The sequence below is a fragment of the Priestia sp. FSL R5-0597 genome (genome assembly GCF_038006305.1).
In the GTDB taxonomy this organism is placed as follows: domain Bacteria; phylum Bacillota; class Bacilli; order Bacillales; family Bacillaceae_H; genus Priestia; species Priestia zanthoxyli.
Genome location: NZ_JBBOUZ010000001.1, coordinates 1,037,948 through 1,059,872, shown reverse-complemented (window position 1 = coordinate 1,059,872; position 21,925 = coordinate 1,037,948). Strand labels below are relative to the sequence as shown.

Genomic DNA, 21,925 nt, shown 5'->3' with positions numbered 1-21,925 from the left:
CTTACATATTCATTTCTTTTTTATACGCCAAGTACGAATACAGATAAGGAATCGCCACGCACAGAACGATACTCCCCCACATGATAACTGACTTGTATCCATCAGGTAAAAAAGCGCTAATAAGAATCAGCAGTCCGCCAATAAAAAAGATCTTTCCAGATAAACGATGCGTCTTTTTCCATACGTTTTCATTGCTCAATGTCCACGGTGTACGAATCCCCATAAAATAGTTAGAGCGTACGCGCTGCAAGTAGTTTCCGATAATGATAAAAACGAGTCCAGCCATAATCGGAGCAATGTACGACATCGGCACGTTATAGCCAAGCCCCTGTAAAATAGTGCTCATATTTACAAAAAAGAATAATAGCAGTACGGCGTTTAACAGGATATTATACGTTTTTGAAAAGTACTTATAATTTTCTTTACGAGGGTCAATTCGCGGAACAAATGCAATGATAAAATAAATAAGTACCATGATGCCTACTGTTAAGATCATTGCGTTTATCTTCGTTGCAAATCCGTCTGCTTCTCCATTTGCTCCCCAGTGAATGGGCATCGTAGCTGGAAGATGTGGCAGTGCAACCAGCCATGCAATTAGTGTGAAAAGGGTAATGCTTAAAGGAAATACGTGTTTTTTCATTTAACTCTCTCCTTTCTGAAAGCTGAAAAACCAGCCGATTAAATCTTGAAAAACGGTTGTATTTAATGAATAAATCACAAACTGCCCTCTTTTTTCATCTTGAACGAGGTCCGCTTGCTTCAAGATTTTTAAATGATTTGAGATGCTTGGTTTGGTCATATTAAAATACTCGGAAATTTCTCCTGCGGTTAAATCCCGCTCTTTTAGCAGCTCTAAAATCTTTCTGCGAGTAGGATCCGCTAAGGCTTTAAACGTTTCATTCAATTGAAGTTCATCTCCATCATATTTAAGTATTTAGATAATTATCTAAATATTAAACTATAAAGTATAATATGTCAATATTTTGAAAAGAGAACACGTGCATTTGACTCATTTTTTTGTTTTTCCAAAGCAGTCCATGCATACAAACTGCGCCTCTTGATGTAAAAAAGCTTTGATTTCGGTCATTCCTCTTTTACTCGGATACTTCATTCGCATCCATACTTCTTCATTCGGCTGAATTTCTTTTTGACAAACGGAACATCGCTCTTTTATTTTAAACATAGTATCCCTCCATTTCTTTATCTAACTATACGTTTGACTAGTCAAAAAGTTTCATAAAAAAGAGGCTGGAACGTAACCAAATCAATTCCAGCTAAAGACAAACAAATGAGAGAATGAGCTGAGCCGCTTGTGACACCGCAGTTGATTTCCGTGCAAGGCTTCGCTTTCCGCGGGCGGCCGCTGAGCCTCCTCGTCGCATATGCTCCTGCGGGGTCTCACCTGTTCCACTTTTCCCGCAGGAGTCTTCGCCTTGCCCTCCAATCAACTGCTAGAAAGACTCATACACATGAAACCTATGTTTACCCTAACAAAAAAACCGAACCACGAATCAAACATCTTGATTAATGGTTCGGTTTTCACTTTGTCTAAAATCCTTTTGTCCCAGCCTCTTCCTTCAACTAAATTACTTATGTCCTAACCTCTTTTAAACACTATAGCGGCGTTACGTCTTCCTGCTGTTTTTGCTGTATTCTTTGCTTTTTCGATTTTCTAAAATGAAGCAGTTCATACACAACTGGAATGACTACAAGCGTAAGAAGAGTTGCAACCGCCAATCCTCCGATTACAACGACTGCTAAACTTTGAGAAACGAGGCTGCCGCTTTCGCTTTGTTTAAATAAAAGCGGCAGCATTGCACAAATCGTAGCAGCAGACGTCATAACAATTGGACGCATACGCGTAGCGGCTGCTTCAACAATGGCATCGCGCATAATCATTTTCTTTTCATTTTGCTTCACACGGTCTAATAGTACAATGGCGTTGGTTACAACAATACCAATCAGCATTAATGCTCCAAGTAAAGCCGTTACGTCTACTGGGATACGGCTGATTAATAATCCTAAAACGGCACCGATGGCAGCAAGCGGAAGCGAAAATAAAATCGCAAACGGCGTGCGGATCGTTTTAAACGTAATCACCATAATTAAGAACACAATACCGATCGACACGAGCATCGTAATAAACAAGTCAGAGAAATCTTCTCCTTGCTGCGTGCTTGCTCCGCCGATTACAACGTCAACATCTTTTGAAATGGATAACCCTTTACTCTTACCGTCTCCAAAAATCGCTGTTTGGATGTTTTTATTAATCTCTGAAAGCTTTTCTGGATTGACATCCGCTGTTACTTGAATATATGGGTCTCCATTTTTATGAAACTGATTTGTTGGCTTTTCAGCTTGCGTTAGCGAAGCCACTTTTGAAACAGGTGACGGTCCTGTCTCTGTCATAATAGAAATATCTTTTAACTCTTTTGGTGACGTTGGATTTAAGACAGATTCAAGAAGTACGTTTGCTTGCTTGCCTTCTAAATCTATCGCTCCAATCGGCGTTTTATTCAGCATAACGCCAAGCTGCTGCGCTACTTGCTGCGTGTTTGCTTTTGTTGGATCTACGTCTAGAGAGTAAATCGTTTTCTTTTCGTCTTGGTTCGTAGAAACTTTATCTACTCCTTTTATATCGCTGATTTCTTTCTTAATGCTGCTTGCTGTTTTTTCTAACTTTTTCATGTCGTTTCCAATTACATCAACGGTAATGGAAGTAGTGGACGCTCCCATTAGTGAAGCTGCACTTACGCTAAGATCTCCTCCGTCATAGAGTTTCTTTTGATTTTGGATTCGTTTCATTAGCGAATCCGTGTTTCCACTGTCTTTTACGATAATCGTATACGTAGCTTCAGTAGGCGAACCAACGTCTCCCCACTTGGCTCCTTCGGCCGTATTACCAAGCTGCATGTATACTTCTTTCACTTCTTTTTGAGCTAAAATATAGCGTTCAAGCTGCAGTGATTTTTCTTCTACGGTTTTAATTGGCGTATTATTTGGATAGCTTAACGTTGTGCCTACAAAATCAGATGAAGAATTATCCACCGCTCCTTTAGGCATCATTGTGTACGCGCCAATAGATCCGACAAATAAAAGCAGCGAAAGGAGCAGCACAACCCATTTATGATTAAGCGACCACGTAATGACTTTTGTAAAACGAACCGGCTGCTTGTGCTTGCGAAGTTTTTCATTTTTTAATAATCCCGCGCTCATTAACGGTACAACCGTAAGTGCCACAATTAATGAAGATAGCAGTGAATACGTCAGCGTTAGAGCAAACGGAAGCATAAAGTCCTGAAGCCCTCCGTTTACAAGGCCGATTGGTAAAAAGACGGCTACTGTCGTTAACGTAGAAGCGGTAATAGCAGAGCCTACTTCTTTTGTGGCATCAATAATAAGCCCAAGCGAAAACTTTTCTTTTTGCATTTTCCGGAAGATGTTTTCAATCACAACAATGCTATCATCTACTAATCTCCCAATTGCTACCGCTACTCCTCCAAGCGTTAAAATATTAAGCGTGACGCCTGATTTGGATAATAAGAAAAGCGTAAAGCAAAGCGATAAAGGAATGGATACAATTGTGATAAACGTAGAGCGAACGCTGCGTAAAAACAGCATGATGACAACAGTCGCAAAAAGTGCACCTAGCAACACTTCTTTCATCATGGAATGAACAGAGTTTTGTACGCTGTCCCCTGTTGCAAAAAATATAGAAGCATTCACATCGTTATAGTCTTTGCTAATTTGCTGAGACAGTTTTTTTACTTCTTTTGTAATGCTAACGGCGTTTGAGTGGCTGTCTTTTGTCACAATAAGTAAAAGTGCATCTTTTCCGTTAATATGCGTCACGACGCCTTCAGGCTTTTTCACTTCTACTTTTGCAAGGTCGCCTAGCGTTACACCCTGTGTAACCGGCAGCTTTTTCACTTTGTCCAAGCTGTCAACTTTACCTGTTACGTTGATATTGCTCGACTTGTTATTAATGACTTTTTCTCCAACTGCAAGCGACGTGTTTTTTCCTTCTAACACGCTGATGACTTTATCAATCGTCACGTTCTTTTGTGACAATTTTTTATTGTCCACTTTAATAGACACGTAGGAATCCGCTGTTCCATATGTTTGAACACTGGCAATGCCTTTAATGTCTTTATATTTAGGGATCAGTTTTTTCTCTGCAAGATCCAGATTGTCTCTTGTTAATCCTTCTTTAAATGTGAGTGAAATATCTGCGATGGGAATCATAGAGGTATTTAATTGAATAACATTAGGTTTTGATACGCTGGCTGGAAGCTGCACCGAAGACAGCGCTTCTTGGACGTTTGTTTTTGCTTCTTTCATATCCGTTTTCGATTCAAAAGAAATATCAATTTTCGAATAGCCGTCTCCCGTTGTTGAATACACGTTACTTTTTCCTTTAACACCGGCTACCGCTTCTTCAATCGGTGACGTCACTTGTTTTTCCATCGAGTCTGCATCCGTTCCTTGCCCCATAACTACTACTGACACTTGAGGCTGATCAGCGGTCGGCAGGAACTCCATCGGAAGTGTAAAATAACTAATGACTCCTAAAGCTAAAATTAAAATAGACATAATGGTAATAGCCGCTTTATTTTTGAACGACCATTTGGTGAGCCATGACATGAAATATCCCCTTTCACTTTTTCGTACAAACTCAGTCAAACATTTCTAAAATATGCTAAATAACCACTAAATTATACCTAATGTTACTTACCATTTAAAGACTTATTTTTGTAAAAAGTCCCATTATTTGAACGAGATTACTTATGGATAATATAAGCAGCTTCTTTACAGCACAAAAAAAGACGCCGATACCCGGCGTCCCACATGTAGTAAGTGAAAGAAGAAGAAGAATATGCCTACGATTTCTCAGGCAATTCTATGACCTTATTTGGTTTATTCCCGTTTTTTTATGAAATAAACATATTTAGCATAAATTCCCTCAACTAGCAGCTCGATTGTGCTTTGTTTCCGTATCGTTTTGAATCTTTAACGACGTTAATAACGCCACGATGCTTCCGGCAAAGCCAAATAAAAACAAGTGATGAATGCCTGCCATAAAGCTTCCGCCTGAAGTCAGCAACGCACCCATAATCGTAACGCCGATTGCTGTTCCCATGTTTCGGCAAAACATAAAAAATGACGTTGAAATACCTCTTTCATGTCCTCCTACTAATTGCTGTACACCAATGACTCCAACCGTAGAAAGCAGTCCAAACGATAGTCCTTGTACAATCATGACGCAAAACACATAAAAGAAGCCGTGACTTTCATTTAACATCATCAGAAGTGTTCCCGAGCCAACCAGCAGTACATTTCCAATTAGCAACAGCTTTCTGTAGCCGTGTTTTAAAATCCATTTACCCGCAGGCACAGATACAGACATCCAGCCGACCGCTGTTCCTAACAGCGCTACTCCGCTCATAAACAGTGACAAATGCGCTACTCGCTGCAAAAATAACGGAATGTAGCTTGACGTTCCGAATAAAGCTACTGTTCCAATAAACGCATTGATATTAATCCATGACAGCGTTTTGTTTTGGAACATAGACAGCGGTACAATCGGAGAAACATGTTTTCGTTCATGGAGATAAAAAATCACTAATAAAATAAGTCCAACGACTGCATACACAATTCGGTTTTGTTCCACTACTGTTACGAGCAGCAGTGAGGTAACGCCCGCTCCAAACAAAATAGCGCCGATGTAATCGACTTTTGCTCTTTTCGGCTCATAGCTTTCTTGATACGGCATTAACGCTAGAAACGCGACGATACATACCGGTAAATTAATAAAGAAAATCCATCTCCACGTTAAATAATCCACAAAAAAAGCGCCTAAAAGCGGTGCTAACACAGCTGATAATCCCCACATCGTTGTAAAGAGCGCCTGAATTTTCCCTCGTTTCTCCACTGGAAATAAGTCTCCGGCAATAATAGCGGGAAAGGCCACCATAAACCCGGCTCCTATTCCTTGAACCGCACGGAAAAGAACAAGCTGAATCATCGTATTTGCCACTCCGCAAAGCATCGAACCAATTAAAAAAGCAATAATTCCAAACCCAAATACTTTTTTGCGGCCAAATAAATCCGATAATCTTCCCGCTACCGGAGATAAAATCGTACTTGCAATCATGTACGAAGCAAACGACCACGCGTACAAATCAAATCTTCCAAGCTCTTTTGCAATAACGGGCATCGTCGTATTCATAATCGTTGAATCAAGCGAAGCCACTAGCATTGCCAGCACAATACTAACCATTACGGACGTTCTGCTTTTCATGTACCAATCTCCTTATCTCTATAATCTGAGCGTCTAGTGTACTCCTCCTTGGCGTTTGTTGTCTATACTTATGCATACAAAATGCTAAAAAGCTTCTCACTTTACTATGAGAAGCTTTTTACCCCCTTATTCACATATCTTCTTGAACCTTTTCTTGATCAGACAGTTCTTTGTTTCGAGCCATAACCGCAAACCCAGCCATTACAATGATGCTGCTTGAAATGCCGTATAGAATTGGCGTAGTAGAAGAAAGTCCTTCAATCAATAGACCTCCAAGTACTACTAGCGTACTGACAACAATCGCTGAAACTCCGGCTTTTGGATGAATGTCTTTCCAAAACAGCGAGACAACAAACGGAACAAAGATCGCTCCTGATAAAATGGCATACGCAACGTCTAAAGCAACAAGCACGTCTTGAATCCAAAGAGCAAAAATAATAGCAAGCACGCCGACAATAAGTGTATTCACACGGGTTAAAACTAAATAGTTTTTCTCTGAAATATTTTTAAGCCACACTTTTTTAATGATATCATTACTAATCAGCGTAGAAGACGCAAGCAGCGTTCCTGAAGCAGTTGACATCAGCGCCGAACAAACGCCTGCAAGTACGAGACCTAATAACCCTTGAGGCAGAATTTGAATCGCAAGCGTCGCAAAAATGCTTTGACTGCTTTCTGCGTTTGGCAGCAGCAAATACGCACACATTCCAATTACACTTCCCGCAATTGCGTAGGCAATGCTGTACACCCCTGCAAAAATAGAGCCGTTTCGCGCAATTTTTTCTGTTCGCGCCGTAAATACTCGCTGCCAAATATCTTGAGAAACTGCCATACCAAGCGTATATAGAAGGAAATACTGAAAAATTTGACCGTATCCAATCGATGAAAAATCAAAATACGATGATGGTAAATCTCCGGTAAGGGCTTTGAAACCTCCTGCTTCTGATACACTCATCGGAAGCATAAATCCAAAAATCGCCACCGTCATCACAACAAATTGAATAATATCAGTAACCGTTACGCTCCACATTCCGCCTAAAATCGTATAGAACAAAACAATCGAACCGCCAATTAGCATCGAGGCCGTCATGTTCCATCCAAGCAATGCATGAATGATCGTTCCCATTCCAATCACTTGAGTGACCGATACCATGAGTGTATAAATAGCGGCAACAACGGCGCTGATAATTTGCGCTTGAGCGTTATATCTTTTTCCTAGCAGCTCACTAATAGTAGTCACTTTCAACGACGAAATCCGCTTAATAAAAATCGTGCCAAGCGTAATGATTCCAAGTCCAATCATCGTCACGAACCAAATGCCAGACAGCCCGTGCTCGTAGCCAAGCTGAGCCGTTCCAATCGTTGACGCCCCGCCTAAAATAACGGCAGACAAACATCCTAAATACATAAACATCCCTAGGTTTCGCCCGGCTAAAATAAAATCTTCTGATGACTTTGCTTTTAACGAGCCAATGATACCCGCTACAACCAATACGCCAAAATAGACAAACATAACCGTCATATCCAGTCCGTTCATAACAGATTCCTCCTTATTATGGGTCAATCTATCTTTCGTTGAAACAAAGAGCTTCTTAAAGCTTTAGATCACGTGAAGACTTGTGATTTCTGTCAATGCTTCGTCTAACACGCGAAGCCCGGCGTCAATTTCTTCTTTTTTAATCGTTAAAGGAGGAATCATTCGAATCACTTCTCCGCTATTTCCGCAAAGGTAAAACAGCACCCCTTTTTCCAAACATTTGTCTAAAATCTCAAGAAGAAGATTTCCGTCACCTTGCTTTGTTTTCGGATTAATAATTTCAATTCCAATCATTAGTCCTACTGAACGAATGCTTCCGATCACTTCATGCTTCGCTTTCAAATGCTGAAGCTGATCCGCTGCATATTTCCCCATTGCTTTTGAGTTTTCAATTAGCTTTTCTTCTTTTAGTACGTCTATGGTCGCAAGTGCTGCTGAACAAGCAATGGGATTGCCTCCAAAAGTTGTTCCATGTGTACCAATCGGCCACTTTTCCATGAGCTGTTTGGAAGCTACGGTAGCACTTAGCGGAAGTCCTGATGCTATGCCTTTTGCGATTGCCATAATGTCAGGCGTCACGTCAAACGTTTGAGCTGCAAACCACTCGCCGGTACGTCCAAAGCCGGTTTGCACTTCGTCAAAAATAAGCAGAATGCCGTGTCTGTCACACACTTCTCTTATTTTTTGCAGCCATGCTTTTGGCGGGATCACGTAGCCGCCTTCTCCAAGAACCGGCTCTACAATCATGCACGCTACTTCTTCCGGCGTTACTTGATGCTTAAACAAGGTGTCAAAATCTTTTTCTAACTTTTCCACGCAGTAGATTTCCGGATCTTCTCCTTTTGGACACTGAGTCACGTCTGCATAAGGCACTTGATACGTTAAGCCCGATGGCTGAAGAAATTTCCGGTATTTGCTTTTTGATGTCGTCACGCTAAGCGCTCCGAGAGAACGGCCGTGAAAGCAGCCCATAAACGAAACCGTATAAGGTCTTTGCGTCACGTATTTTGCTAGCTTTAACGCTCCTTCTATTGCTTCAGTTCCGCTGTTAGCAAAGAAAAAGCAGTCCAGGCCTCTTGGCAATACTGTTTTTAATTCTTCAGCAAGCTGTAAAATAGATTTGTACATAATCACACCTGACGGGCCGTGCATAAGATGATCAACGCTATCTTTAATCGCTTGTACAACTTTAGGGTGACGATGACCTGTATTCGCTGTTGCAATACCTGATGTAAAATCTAAATACGTTTTTCCGTCCGCTCCGTAGTAGTAGCAGCCCTCTGCTTTTACCACCGGTAAATTAGGATGATCTTTCGCCATGCTTGGTGCTAGTAAATCCGGTAAACTGTTCATTAACTGTGTAAGTGATGCCTGCGTCATCTGACTTCCTCCTCGCAATCTATCAAGTAATGTGTTTGTACTTGTTTTACATGCAAAGAGCGTGCCAAAGACGTTAAAAAACAGAATGTTTTTTTAATTTTCTAACAACTGAAGGCTGACTGATTCCGAGTGCTTCACCTATTTCTGTTGTCGTTTTATACTGTTTTTTTGCTCTTACTAATATCTCTTTTTCCAGCTCGTTTAACGCGTCATTAAGCTTCATTTCCCCATGTTCTTCAACGTGTTGAATCCGTTTTTTCCTATGCAGAGAATGCGGCAAATGCTCCATTGTAATCAGCGTTTGTGAAGACACAACCACCGCGTGTTCAATCACATTGATTAACTCTCGTACGTTTCCTTTCCACTCATGTGCAAGCAGTGCGTGAATAACCGCATTATCAAACGTTCTTTTTCGGTTGTATTTCTTTTCAAACTGCTCGGCAAAATGTGTGAGCAGCGGAAAAATATCTTCAGGACGCTCGTTCAAAGATGGAATGGTAATCGGTACAACGCTTAAACGAAAATACAAATCTTCTCGAAATTCTTTTTCAGCAACGGCTTTTTCTAAATCTTTGTTCGTCGCTGCAATTAAGCGAAAGTCCACGGTTTTGGGCTTTCTTCCTCCAACGGAATAAAACTGTTTTTCTTGAATGAGCTTTAAAATTTTCACTTGATGCGCCGGTGACAGCTCTCCCACTTCATCTAAAAAAAGCGTGCCCCCGTCTGCTAATTCGACCAGTCCCACCTTTCCGTTTTTCGATGCACCCGTAAAAGCCCCTGCTTCATATCCAAACAGTTCCGCTTCAAATAAATGGTCTGGAATCGCTCCGCAGTTCACTTCAATAAACGGCCCTTTGCTTCTTGTACTTTTGTTATGTATCAGCTTGGCTAAATGCGTTTTCCCTACTCCGGACTGCCCTAAAAGTAAAATATTTACGTCTACGTTCGAAACGTGAACGGCCGTACGAAGAACGTGCTGCATTTTATCGCTGTTGCATACAATTCCTTCTGTTGATAGATTTTGGTTCCGCAGCAGCATAAGCTCGCTCTTTACACGCTGCATTTCGCCTTCCATCGCATCAAGATATGTTTTCATTTCCATAAGCTCCGTCACATCATGAGAATAGCTGACGATTCTTTTAATCTCTCCTTTTTCATCTTTGACTGGAATGCCCGTGACGAGCACCTGCTTGCCTTGTTTAGTTGTTTGTACAAGCGTAATTTTCTTCTTTGTTTCAAGCACAATTGGGGTAACGATTGGGGTAAACAGTCCTTGTTTTTCAAGTTCATACACAGACTTTCCGAGCAGTTTTTCAGCTTTTACATCGTAAATGTTTCCCGTTCCTTCATGTATTCGGACAATGATGCCTTTTTCATCCGTCACAAGCAAATCATCTTTTAATGAATGAAGGATCCACTGATTTTCATTCCATTCTGAATTCATGTATGCTCCCCGCTTTCTATTCATTTTTGAATAAAATACAATTCGTTTTTGAATAATGTCATTTATTTTCGAATAATCAATTTATTATATCACGAGGGCTTCTTTTTATTTTGAAACAGTAATTGAAATGAAGTTAAAAATGCATTAATATATTTTTATGAAGTTATAACTTCTTTTTTTTAGGAGGCTATATGAATCCATCATTTCAAGAATTAATTAAACATAAATTCCCTGACCTTTCTCGCGGTCAAAAAAAAGTGGCGGAGTTTCTCGTCAATTTTATGGAAAAAGGCTCGTTGTACACGGCCGGGCAAATTGGCAAAGAAGCAGGTGTCAGTGAAACAACCGTTATTCGTCTAGCTTACGCACTTGGGTTAAATGGTTTTTCCGATTTGCAGGAGCTAATGCGAAAAGAATGGCTTTCTTCTGCCGAATCAAAAGAAGCAGCTAGCAAGCCTGCAGCTTATTCCGCAGCGGAAGAAAAGAAAATTTTCGATGAATGGCTTTCCCCTGTTGATGAAAAGGATTTATCTCAAGCTGTAGATGCGCTTATCAAAAGTGATCAAGTGTATATCGCAGGTTTCCGTGAATCTCATACGGCAGCCTACTGGCTGTATTATAAAATGAATCAGCTTCGCAATCATGTTCTTTTATCTTTTCCAACTGGATTTTTGCTTGAAACGCTATGCAATCTCACAAGCGCATCAACGGTTGTTGTATTTTCACTGCCGCGCTATACAAAAGAAGCGCTCGAAGTAGCTCAGCAGGCTAAAAAACAAGGAGCGAAAGTCATTGCCATTACAGACCGCCGTCTGTCTCCGGTAGGTCAAATCGCTGATATCACGCTTTTAGCCGGAACAACCGAACATATTTTATCGCTTCTTGCCCTGTCTCAAATTGTCATTAGCAGCATGCAAAAAAGAGATGAAAAAACGGCTGGAAAAAGACAAGAAAGCTTGGAAAAGCTCTATACCGAGCAAGGCATCTTTTTAGAATAAATGATTAAAAGAAAGGAAGTAAACATATGACTGAAGCCTTAACGATTCGTTCACTTACAACAACCAATGAACTAGAAGACGTACGCGCATTAGAAAGCCGCGTCTGGGGAGAAGAAGAAGCAACGCCTGTTCACCAAACTTTGACCGCTGTTAAAAACGGAGGTCTTGTGCTCGGTGCGTTTCTAGATGAAAAGCTGATTGGCTTTCAATATAGTTTCCCCGGGTTTGACGGAACGTGCGTCTACTTATGTTCTCATATATTAGCAGTTGACTCTGCCTATCGTAGCATGGGTATCGGTGCCAAACTTAAGCATGCGCAGCGCCAGGAAAGTAAAAAAAAGGGTTATTCATATATCAGCTGGACGTATGATCCTTTAGAAAGTGCCAACGGGTATTTAAATATTGGAAAGCTTGGAGCCGTTTGTTCTACGTATATTGAAAACTGCTACGGAGACATGAATGATCCGTTAAATGCTGACTTGCCTTCTGATCGATTCGTTGTAGAATGGGCATCCGCAGAAGATACAACACGAGCTCAGCCTCCCTATACGCCAGATCAAATAATGGAGGCATCGCTTACTCAATGGACGTTAACGGATGAAGGGTTTCCTTCTGTTACAAATATTGATGAAAAACTGTTAAATGATGAGGTTGTAGCTGTAGCTATTCCAGCTGCTTTTCAGCAAATGAAAGAAGGCTCTCCTTCTCTTGCATTGGACTGGCGGATGCGTACAAGATACGTATTTCAAACGTGTTTTGCAAAAGGATTCCAAGTAACAGGTTTTATGAAGCATCCAGAAAGCAGCGCGCCCGTTCATTTTTACATCTTAACGAAAAAAGAGGTGCAAAAATGAAGATAAAACACGTCATTTTACGGCATTTAAAAATGGATTTACTTCATCCGTTTACGACAAGTCTTGGAAAAGAAGTGGATCGAGATTTTATTTTAGTAGAAATTCAAGACGAAGACGGACGATCCGGCTGGGCCGAATCCGTAGCGTGCGCGGACCCTTTTTATAAAGAAGAAACGCTTAAAACAAACTGGCACATTATGGAGGATTTTTTAATTCCTTTGCTTCAACAGAAAGACATTCAGCATCCTGACGAAGTATCCCAACGCTTTGCTCATATTCGCGGCAATTACATGGCAAAAGCGGCGTTAGAAGGCGCTGTTTGGGATTTGTATGCGCGCAGGCAAAACCTCTCTCTATCTAAAGCGCTAGGAGGCAGTAAAAGTCAAATTGAAGTTGGTCTCAGCGTTGGCATTCAGCCTACGATTGACGAAACGCTTCGAAAAATTGAAGCCGGCTTGAATGAAGGATATAAGCGAATCAAAATTAAAATTAAGCCGGGCTGGGATCTTAACTTGACGCGCGCCGTTCGAAACGAGTTCCCTTCTATTCCGCTGATGGTTGATGCGAACTCTGCTTATACGCTTGCAGATGCTGATCACCTTGCTCAGCTTGACGAGTTTGATTTAATGATGATTGAACAGCCGTTAGCTCATGATGATTTAATTGATCACGCTGAACTGCAGGCCCGCATGCGCACCCCTATTTGCTTAGATGAAAGCATTCATTCAGCTGAAGACGTTCGAAAAGCTATTAAACTTGGAAGCACGCAAATTATTAATATTAAAATTGGACGCGTAGGCGGACTAACCGAAGCCAAAAAAATTCATGACCTTTGTCAAACTCACGGTGTGCCCGTATGGTGCGGCGGTATGCTCGAATCAGGTGTAGGGCGAGCACATAATATTGCCATTACCACACTTGCTAATTTTACACTTCCCGGAGATACGGCCGCATCCTCTAAATACTGGCCGCGTGATATTGTTCATCCGGAAATCACGGTCGACAACGGCATTATTTCCGTTCCCGATACACCAGGCATTGGCTATGAACCTGACCGTGACCAGATACAAGCGTTAACTTTACACGAAAAAACCTATACTTGCTAACCTTGAAGATCCTGGACCAAAAGTATGTTAGTTGAAGAAAGATCCGAACGATGAATGGTTCGGATCTTTTTATTGTGATGATAAACGTGAACGTAGGTTTCATGTATGTAGTGGCTTCTAGCGGTGGATTGGAGGGCAAGACGAAGACTCCTGCGGGAAAAGCGGAACAGATGAGACCCCGCAGGAGCGTATGCGACGAGGAGGCTCATCGACCGCCCGCGGAAAGCGAAGTCTTGCACGGAAATCAACAGCGGCGTAACAAGCGATCCTACTAGCTCATTTATCACATTTGTTCGTCTTTGATTGATCTAGTCTTTTTATAGGCTCCTCTCCCGAGATGATACGTGCCTTGGCAAGATAAACAAACATATTAGCAAAAATGGTCTTATGCACAATCCTTCTAGTAATAAATGAATATAAATAGAGTGTAAGGGACATGCAAGGGTATATTCATTACAAATTTTAGAAGAAAGGAGCATACTGATGAATATTGAAATTGGAATTGCCATTTTCGTGTTTACAATGACAATGCTCGTCATTTTTTGGAGGCCAAACGGCATCAACGAAGCATGGCCGGCAGCCATAGGAGCAGCCATTATCCTGCTTACAGGGATTGTATCCAAATCAGACATTGTTGATATTTTTGCAAAGATAAGCGGCGCTTCTATCACCATTATTGCCACCATTGTCATGGCCGTCATATTAGAAAGTTTTGGATTCTTCCACTGGGCAGCTGCACGACTAGTGAGTTTATCCAAAGGCTCAGGGTACCGATTATATTGGTACATTCAGTTGCTTTGCTTTTTAATGACTTTACTATTTAATAATGACGGCAGTATTTTAATTACCACTCCAATTTTAATTCTACTTTTGAAAAACCTTCAGCTAAAACCCCACCAGCAGATCCCCTACCTTTTAAGTGGAGCGCTTATTGCTACCGCTTCCAGCGCGCCTATAGGTGTAAGTAATATTGTCAATTTGATTGCCTTAAAAATTGTTCATATGTCGCTTTATATGCACACGGCGATGATGTTTGTACCGGCGACACTTGGTTTATTATTTATGTCTTGGCTCATGTATACGGTCGTAAAACGCCATTTGCCAAAAAAACTGCCGCATGCTTCAAAAGATATAGAAGAAAGTTTCTTTACGAAACAGTTTCACCCCTTAAAAGGAAGCATTTCTGTTGAAACAAAACGTAAACGCACACAATTTATGCTGAAAGTTTTATTATTTGTGTTTGTTATGCGCTGTCTCCTATTTGTCGCCTCTTATTTCGGCATACCAATCGAATTGGTTGCTGTACTCGGCTCACTGATCTTGCTTGTTTGGAGATGGTATCACTTACGTACAAACCCGATTGATATTTTAAAGAAAACGCCGTGGCACATTTTTGTTTTTGCCTTTTCGATGTACGTTATTATTTACGGACTGCATAACGTAGGGTTAACGGAGCTGCTTGTAAAAGTTTGCGAACCAATCGTAAATCGAGGACTTTTTGAAGCAAGCTTTATCATGGGAGGACTTGTTTCTATTCTCTCTAACTTGTTTAACAATCACCCTGCCCTGATGGTTGGAACCATTACCCTGACTGAAATGGGGCTCGATCCTATTACTCTTAAAACCATTTATCTTGCTAATATTATTGGAAGTGATATGGGCTCGCTTTTATTGCCGATTGGAACACTGGCTTCTCTTATTTGGATGCATATTTTAAAAGAAAATCATATCAAGGTAAAATGGAAAGATTATTTAAAAGTATCACTTATTGTTATCCCGCTTACCACGATCGTTACTCTTTTCCTCCTATTCTACTGGGTTCAGCTCATTTTTTCTTAATACTGATTTACAGGACGGATTGTACTCTTTTGAAGCTTACAGTCCGTCAGAAATAAACAAATGTCTCCCATAAAAACCCACTAGATTTTTCTATTGTTTTTTCATAGATACACATTCACCCAATAAAAACAATTTTTTACATTCACTAATTATTTAGAACAATTTAAAAAGAAAATCAATAAATATATTGAATCGAATTTCCTTCATGTGATAAGATATGGTTATATTGTTACTTTAACAATACATAGAGCGAATGAAGTAGAAAATATGCAGATGCATAGAACTTTCTAAACCCCACACGCAACATTTAGAGAGTGACATTCATTTTCTCAGTAACACCCATACCTTTCTGAAAAGAGTGAGTACATTAGACTTGCTCTTTTTGTCTGTTTACTAGCAAGGTGCACTTCTTATGTAAGGCCTTGTTTTACAATAAAACGACAAAAAAACAGGTAACTAAGCATGCCGCTTCTTACCTGTTTTTATATGCTAAAATGATAAAATCAAATTCTATCGCGCGAACGCTCTTTACGAAATTGATTTTAATTCTTCAATTAATTGAAAAAATTTCTCTTTGTTTCTTTCTTCTAATGTTTGATCGACTTCACGTAAAATTTGATCTCTTCTAAAATCTCGGATAGCCTTATTTAATACCATTTTAGCAAATATAGAATCGAGGATATCCATACGGATGGGCTGCGAGTCTGTCGGGTGCTTTTCGATATAAATCAACTCCTATCCTTTCCTCTATTATAACAAATTCTAGCAATGTATCAAAATTTCATTGAGATATGCGCTGCTGTGCAACAGCTTCGTATTCTGATTCTAGTTCTTGAAGCGTAAGCTCGTATAGCTGCTTATTTCCTTTTTTATAAACCCCTGCATCCAGCAATAAATCAATCATTGATGTTTTTTTACATTGTATGTGAGAGTAAGCTTGTTTTGTCATCGTTACACCGCCTATTTTACACTTAAAAATGAAATGATTTCTCTATCTTTCACGACCTTTCTTTATGATACGGCCCGTCCTTTAGCTCACTGTGAAGAAAATGTTAAATTTATGTAATAATGCATAAGAAGAGGCCGAGACATAACTAACTGAATCCAACCTAAAGACGAACAAATGAGATATATGAGCTGAACCGCTTATGACACCGCCGTTGATTTCCATGCAAGGCTTCGCTTTCCGCAGGCGGGCGCTGAGCCTCCTCGTCGCTTACGCTCCTGCGGGGTCTCATCTGTCCCGCTTTTCCCGCAGGAGTCTTCGCCTTGCCCTTCAATCAACCGCTGGAAGGACGAAACAGATGAAGCTGTATTCACCATAAAAAAAAACGAACCACTAATCAAACTTGTTGATCAATGGTGCGTTTTTCACTTGGGCTAAAATACGTTTCTCCCAGCCTCTTAGTTCTTCTATTAAAAATCAAAGTTGTCCGGATCTGGACCTACTCGGTGATTTTGGTTTAATTCATTAATTTTACTTACGTCTTCAGTATCCAATTCAAAATCGAATAGCGATGAATTTTCAACAATACGATGCTCTTTTGTTGATTTTGGAATCGTTACAACTCCGTTTTGCAGATCCCATCGCAGAATAATTTGAGCAACTGATTTGCCGTGTTTTTCAGCAATTTCTTTTAACACATCGTTATCTAGCAATTCTCCTTGCATAAGCGGAGACCATGCTTCTAGCTGAATATCGTGCTTTTGACAAAAAGCATGCAGCTCTTTTTGCGTCAAACGAGGATGATACTCAACTTGGTTAATAACAGGCTTAACCTCTCCATCTTTCATTAAGTCTTCTAAATGATGAATTTGAAAATTACTTACGCCCACAGCTCTTACTTTTTCTTCTTTATACAGCGTTTCTAATGCTTTCCACGCTTCTTTATACTTGCCTTCTACCGGCCAGTGAATTAAGTATAGATCTAAATATTCTAAGCCAAGCTTTTGTAAGCTTGTTTCGTAAGCAGCTAGCGTCTCTTCATAGCCTAAATCTGCGTTCCAAACTTTTGATGTAACAAAAATGTCTTCGCGTGAAAGACCTGCTTCTTTCAGACCTTGGCGAATTCCTTCTCCTACACCTTCTTCATTTTCATAAATAGCTGCCGTATCGATGCTGCGATAGCCTTTGACGATAGCTGTTTTCACGGCGTTCACTAATTCAGGCCCTTCTTCTACTTTAAATACACCTAATCCAAGCCAAGGCATTTTGACTCCGTTGTGAAGTGTTACTGTATCTTGCAAATGATTACTCATTATAAAAAACCCCCTGCTAATTTCTTTACATTTGTTATTATGAAACAGAAAAAAAGAAAAAGATAGAACCCACTTTAAAGTAAGTTAGGCACTTCAAAGTTCTAAGGTAACTTTTTAGTAACCTTTTATCCCACTTAAAAATCACTAAAAAAAAGAATCCTCCGCAGAGAATTCTTTTTTGTTTTTATTTAACATTTATATTGACTGCTGAACTTGTATTTCCAGCGGCATCTTTTGCCGTCACAGCCAGTTTTACGCCTGCTTTTTGTTTTGGAATCGTTACTTTAAACTGTCCTTTGCTATCTGCTTTGCCTGATCCGATTACTTTTGTACCGCTTTTAATCGTAATCACAGCATTTGCTTCCGTTTTTCCAGAGAGAAACGTGGACAAAGACGTAACGGCATTCACTGCCGGAGGTGCCGGCGGGGTTGTGTCTTGTACTTTTACAATTTTATACGGACTGTATCCTACTTTATTTTGCAGAACTGCCGTCACTTCTGTTCCTGCTTTTTGAGCAGGAATTTTTACGCTGAACTTGCCGTTTCCATCAATTTTTCCACTCGCAATAATCTTTCCGCCTACTTTAATATAAATAGACGCATTTTTTTCTCCTGTTCCCGTTACAGCTGTACTTTTTTCAGTAAGCGTAGCAACGGTTGGAAGCGCTGGTTTTGTCTGTACGGCACTAACCGTTACAAACGTATTGGAGCTGTAGTTATTGGCTGCATCTTTTGCTGTAACAGCCAGCTTTACGCCTGCTGTTTGTTTTGGAATCGTTACTTTAAATTGCCCTTTAGTATCTGCTTTGCCTGACGCGATTAGCTTTGTACCGCTTTTAATCGTAATCACGGCATTTGCTTCTGTTTTTCCCGAGATAAATGTGGACAAAGACGTAACGGCATCAACTGCCGGAGGTGCCGGCGGCGTTGTATCTTGTACTTTTACAATTTTATACGGACTGTATCCTACTTTATTTTGCAGTACCGCCGTCACTTCTGTTCCTGCTTTTTGAGCAGGAATTTTCACGCTGAACTTGCCGTTTTCATCAATTTTCCCACTTGCAATAATTTTTCCGCCTACTTTAATATAAATGGACGCATTTTTTTCTCCTGTTCCCGTTACTGCTGTACTTTTTTCAGTAAGCGTATTAACGGTTGGAAGCGCTGGTTTTGTCTGTACGACACTAACCGTTACAAACGCATTGGAGCTATAGTTATTAGCTGCATCTTTTGCAATAACAGCTAATTTTGTAGCAGCAGGCTGCTTTGGAATGATGATGCTGAACGTTCCATCCGATTTCGCATTTCCTTTGCCAATTACTTTTTTATCAATTTTCACATGCACTTCCGCGCCCGCTTCTGTGCTTCCCGTTACGACTGTATCTTGATTGCTTACAGCGTTCACTTTTGGTGTAACGGGTGCTGTTTTATCCTGCACGGTTACAGTTACAACTGGACTCACGCCCGCTGTGTTTCCAGCCGTTACAGACAGGGTGCTTCCTGCTTTTTGTTTCGCAATCGAGATGCTGTAATTTCCTTTAGCATCTGCTTTACCAGCTGCAAGCTGAAGACTTCCGTTTTTAATGACAACCGTTGCATTTGCTTCTGCGGTACCCGTAACGGCTGTGCTTCGATCACTCACTTCATTCACTGTCGGTTTGAGCGGAGCTTTTTGCTTTGCCGTAACAGTTACAGTCGATACAGTACTGCTATTTCCTGCTGCATCTTTTGCTTGTACGCTTAGCTTTGTATTCGCTTTTTGATGAGAAATGGAAACAGAAAACGCTCCATTTGCACCTGCTTTAGCCGTTCCTACAGTTGTAGTTCCTACTTTTACCGTAACTGTAGAATTTGCTTCTGCTGCACCTGTAACTTTTGTATCTTGATCACTTACTGCATTTACTTTTGGCGTAGCTGGTGCCGTTTTATCCTGTACGGTCACCGCAGCGGCTGAACTTGTTCCACCTGCATTTTGAACCGTCACGTACAGCGTGCTTCCTGCTTTTTGTTTCGCAATCGAGATGCTGTAATTTCCTTTGGCATCTGCGTTGCCTGCTGCAAGCTGAAGACTTCCGTTTTTAACGATGACCGTCGCATTTGCTTCAGCCGTTCCTTTGATCATTGTGTCTTGATCACTTACTTCATTTACTTTGGGTGCAAGCGGTGCTTTTAACGTAGATTTAACCGCAAAAGAAGGCGCTTGGCTTTCGTTTCCTGCTTTATCTTTTGCACTTACCGCTATTGTTGTTCCGCCTATTTGTACTGGAATTGAAACAGTAAATGTACCGTTACCATCCGCTACTGCAGAGAACGTTGCATCGCCTGCTTTTACCGTCACGACGGCGTTTGCTTCTGTTACGCCTGTTACGGTCGTATCTTGGTCACTTACTTCATTTACAATTGGAACAGAAGGCGGCGTTTGATCCGTTACGCTCACTACTGTAGCCGTGCTTTCATTTTCAGCTGCATCTTTAGACGTTACAGACACTTTTGTATCTGCTGGCTGCTTGGCAATCGTAATTGCAAATTTTCCAGTTTCATCAGCAAGACCCGTTCCAATTACTTCATTTTCCACTTTTGCAATAACAGAAGCATTTGGTTCTGTCACGCCCGTAAGCGATGTTTGGTTATCTCCTAATGCATTAACTGAAGGTGCATCAGGTGCAACCGTATCTTTCGGTGGTTCTTGCTCCTGCTCTTTTCGCGGATATTTTGTTGTATAAAAACTTAAAAGAGTAGTCGTTGGATAATAAAAATCTAAAATTTCACGATAGTCTTTGCCTAGGCTTGCCATTTTTTGAGCACCGTATTGACTCATTCCAACACCGTGTCCATTTCCTTTACCATTAAAAGTTGTTGATGTGCTTGTTTCATTTGTTTCCGTTACAAGCAGACTAAGCATCGCACGGCTGTTTAACATTGATTTTAGCTTCGTCGATGTTAAATCTTTTAATTCCAAATGATGAACCACTAGTTTTTGCGAACTGTCTACATCTCCTTTAACGAGGTAGTCCACTGTAATTGCACCTTTAGTCACACGACCTCCTGATGAAGGAGCATAAAAACTCACCTTTGGAATAGACGTAATTTTAATCGTTTTACCAGGATGCTTATTGGCTACTAACCATGACTTCAAATTATCTGTAACGGTTTTATCTTTTTCAGAAACCGTATTCCACCAAGCGCTATAGTTAGCTAAATCTTTTCCTGTTAAATCAATTTGCGTTTTTTGAATAGCTAACGTCCACGGCGTCTGCTTATCGTATGGATCTTCTTTCACCGGGAAATAAGAAAGCTGAGTTCCTCCCCAAGCGTTGCTGTTTGATTCGGTTCTTCCGCCGTTGCTTGATGAGAAAACGGCATTGATTAATTTATTGTTGTAGGTGACTACTTGTCCGAATGTCTGATCTACTGCTTGGTTTGTACTGTCATACCACGTATAGCCACCGTACACTTGATAGCTTACCGTGTCATTGATTACTTTTCCTGCATAGCTCATTGCGTATGTTCTTGCTGCTACCGCCTGAGTTTTTAAAGCTTGCAGATTCCAAGATGTATAGACTTCATTTGGCACAACGCCTTTTAAATAGTCTTCAATCGGGAGCGTATTAACAGGTCTGACATACGTTCCCTTTTCATTTGTAAACGCCACGTCACCTAAGTACTGTCTGCCGTTAATAGATACGGGATTTTTATAAAGAGACGGTGTAATTTCAAAGCTTGTAAATTCACCTAAGACAGTGCTTCCTTGTTTTAAAGTGACACCTTGAGTTGTTGCGGTTACCGTATACTCTGTATTTGCATTTAAGACCAAATCCGAGTTTTTAATAGTGTATAAATAAGACGGCTTAATTGTAATTGCATGCTGATCTCCTAAATAGTTTACTAATTTTACAGACACAACTGGTTCTACCGTTTCAGCTTTCACGCTAGCAAGCGGCGTGAATTGAAACAGCAGTACGCTTAGTACTAAAGCTAATGCCGTTAACTTTCTCATCTTGTTCCCCCATTTTCATGTACTGTCTAACGCATTTTAATATCTCTCGTTATATCGACACAGTTCTATAAAAATTAAAGCATTTTACCTAGTTTTCTTTTCTGCTCGTCCATTTTTTTGTCGAAAAAACGCTTTTTTATATCATATGAACGACAAAAAAAACGTGTGACATAAATCAATTGATTTAGTCACACGCTTTTATAGGTCTTT

General features: G+C 40.5%; 18 protein-coding genes. 4 read left to right on the top strand and 14 right to left on the bottom strand.

Annotated elements, in window-relative coordinates; all coding sequences use genetic code 11:
- Nucleotide 1 precedes the first annotated feature (1 nt).
- The 9 genes from MKX72_RS05445 to MKX72_RS05405 all read right to left on the bottom strand — a co-directional run bounded on the left by MKX72_RS05445 (nucleotide 2) and on the right by MKX72_RS05405 (nucleotide 10,662).
- The gene (locus MKX72_RS05445) at nucleotides 2-640 is read right to left on the bottom strand and encodes an SdpI family protein (RefSeq protein WP_155008390.1); all 639 of its coding nucleotides are present in this window, start codon (nucleotides 638-640) and stop codon (nucleotides 2-4) included.
- Nucleotides 641-904: an autorepressor SdpR family transcription factor gene (locus MKX72_RS05440; RefSeq protein WP_013082079.1), complete on the bottom strand. Its 264-nt coding sequence runs from the start codon at nucleotides 902-904 to the stop codon at nucleotides 641-643.
- A 105-nt stretch (nucleotides 905-1,009) separates the two neighbouring features.
- Nucleotides 1,010-1,183 (bottom strand): Fe3+ hydroxamate ABC transporter substrate-binding protein, encoded by a 174-nt coding sequence (locus MKX72_RS05435; RefSeq protein WP_098627324.1) that lies wholly within the window; start codon nucleotides 1,181-1,183, stop codon nucleotides 1,010-1,012.
- 91 nt (nucleotides 1,184-1,274) lie between these two features.
- Nucleotides 1,275-1,448, bottom strand: coding sequence for a hypothetical protein (locus MKX72_RS05430; RefSeq protein ID WP_182028386.1), 174 nt, complete (start codon nucleotides 1,446-1,448; stop codon nucleotides 1,275-1,277).
- A gap of 166 nt (nucleotides 1,449-1,614) precedes the next feature.
- Nucleotides 1,615-4,644, bottom strand: a complete 3,030-nt coding sequence (locus MKX72_RS05425; RefSeq protein WP_155008391.1) for an efflux RND transporter permease subunit — start codon at nucleotides 4,642-4,644, stop codon at nucleotides 1,615-1,617.
- A gap of 319 nt (nucleotides 4,645-4,963) precedes the next feature.
- Complete coding sequence (locus tag MKX72_RS05420; RefSeq protein WP_155008392.1) at nucleotides 4,964-6,301, bottom strand: MFS transporter; 1,338 nt, start codon at nucleotides 6,299-6,301, stop codon at nucleotides 4,964-4,966.
- Between the two features lie 130 nt (nucleotides 6,302-6,431).
- Nucleotides 6,432-7,838 carry a sodium:solute symporter gene (locus MKX72_RS05415; protein WP_033578249.1) on the bottom strand — a complete coding sequence of 469 codons (1,407 nt, stop codon included), beginning with the start codon at nucleotides 7,836-7,838 and terminating at the stop codon, nucleotides 6,432-6,434.
- Nucleotides 7,839-7,901: 63 nt separating this feature from the next.
- Nucleotides 7,902-9,218: an aspartate aminotransferase family protein gene (locus tag MKX72_RS05410; RefSeq protein ID WP_155008393.1), complete on the bottom strand. Its 1,317-nt coding sequence runs from the start codon at nucleotides 9,216-9,218 to the stop codon at nucleotides 7,902-7,904.
- A gap of 73 nt (nucleotides 9,219-9,291) precedes the next feature.
- On the bottom strand, nucleotides 9,292-10,662 hold the full coding sequence (locus tag MKX72_RS05405) for a sigma-54 interaction domain-containing protein (RefSeq protein ID WP_028407737.1): 1,371 nt from the start codon (nucleotides 10,660-10,662) through the stop codon (nucleotides 9,292-9,294).
- Between the two features lie 191 nt (nucleotides 10,663-10,853).
- On the opposite strand from MKX72_RS05405, the gene MKX72_RS05400 reads away from it, so the two are divergent.
- The 4 genes from MKX72_RS05400 to MKX72_RS05385 all read left to right on the top strand — a co-directional run bounded on the left by MKX72_RS05400 (nucleotide 10,854) and on the right by MKX72_RS05385 (nucleotide 15,459).
- Complete coding sequence (locus MKX72_RS05400) at nucleotides 10,854-11,660, top strand: MurR/RpiR family transcriptional regulator (RefSeq protein ID WP_155008394.1); 807 nt, start codon at nucleotides 10,854-10,856, stop codon at nucleotides 11,658-11,660.
- Between the two features lie 26 nt (nucleotides 11,661-11,686).
- A complete protein-coding gene (locus MKX72_RS05395) occupies nucleotides 11,687-12,514 on the top strand; it encodes a GNAT family N-acetyltransferase (protein WP_155008395.1) in 828 nt (275 codons plus the stop codon).
- On the top strand, nucleotides 12,511-13,620 hold the full coding sequence (menC, locus tag MKX72_RS05390) for an o-succinylbenzoate synthase (RefSeq protein WP_155008396.1): 1,110 nt from the start codon (nucleotides 12,511-12,513) through the stop codon (nucleotides 13,618-13,620). Before MKX72_RS05395 ends, menC begins: the two co-directional genes overlap by 4 nt.
- Nucleotides 13,621-14,103: 483 nt before the next feature.
- The gene (locus MKX72_RS05385) at nucleotides 14,104-15,459 is read left to right on the top strand and encodes an arsenic transporter (RefSeq protein WP_033578244.1); all 1,356 of its coding nucleotides are present in this window, start codon (nucleotides 14,104-14,106) and stop codon (nucleotides 15,457-15,459) included.
- Nucleotides 15,460-15,987: 528 nt separating this feature from the next.
- Here MKX72_RS05385 and MKX72_RS05380 read toward each other — a convergent pair.
- The 5 genes from MKX72_RS05380 to MKX72_RS05360 all read right to left on the bottom strand — a co-directional run bounded on the left by MKX72_RS05380 (nucleotide 15,988) and on the right by MKX72_RS05360 (nucleotide 21,715).
- Nucleotides 15,988-16,191, bottom strand: coding sequence for an IDEAL domain-containing protein (locus MKX72_RS05380; RefSeq protein ID WP_016766443.1), 204 nt, complete (start codon nucleotides 16,189-16,191; stop codon nucleotides 15,988-15,990).
- Between the two features lie 49 nt (nucleotides 16,192-16,240).
- Nucleotides 16,241-16,408 carry a Fur-regulated basic protein FbpA gene (locus tag MKX72_RS05375; protein ID WP_016766442.1) on the bottom strand — a complete coding sequence of 56 codons (168 nt, stop codon included), beginning with the start codon at nucleotides 16,406-16,408 and terminating at the stop codon, nucleotides 16,241-16,243.
- Between the two features lie 197 nt (nucleotides 16,409-16,605).
- Nucleotides 16,606-16,782, bottom strand: coding sequence for a hypothetical protein (locus MKX72_RS05370; protein WP_165573266.1), 177 nt, complete (start codon nucleotides 16,780-16,782; stop codon nucleotides 16,606-16,608).
- Nucleotides 16,783-16,875: 93 nt separating this feature from the next.
- Nucleotides 16,876-17,718, bottom strand: a complete 843-nt coding sequence (locus MKX72_RS05365; RefSeq protein ID WP_080963421.1) for an aldo/keto reductase — start codon at nucleotides 17,716-17,718, stop codon at nucleotides 16,876-16,878.
- Between the two features lie 184 nt (nucleotides 17,719-17,902).
- Nucleotides 17,903-21,715: an Ig-like domain-containing protein gene (locus tag MKX72_RS05360; protein WP_155008397.1), complete on the bottom strand. Its 3,813-nt coding sequence runs from the start codon at nucleotides 21,713-21,715 to the stop codon at nucleotides 17,903-17,905.
- Nucleotides 21,716-21,925 lie beyond the last annotated feature (210 nt).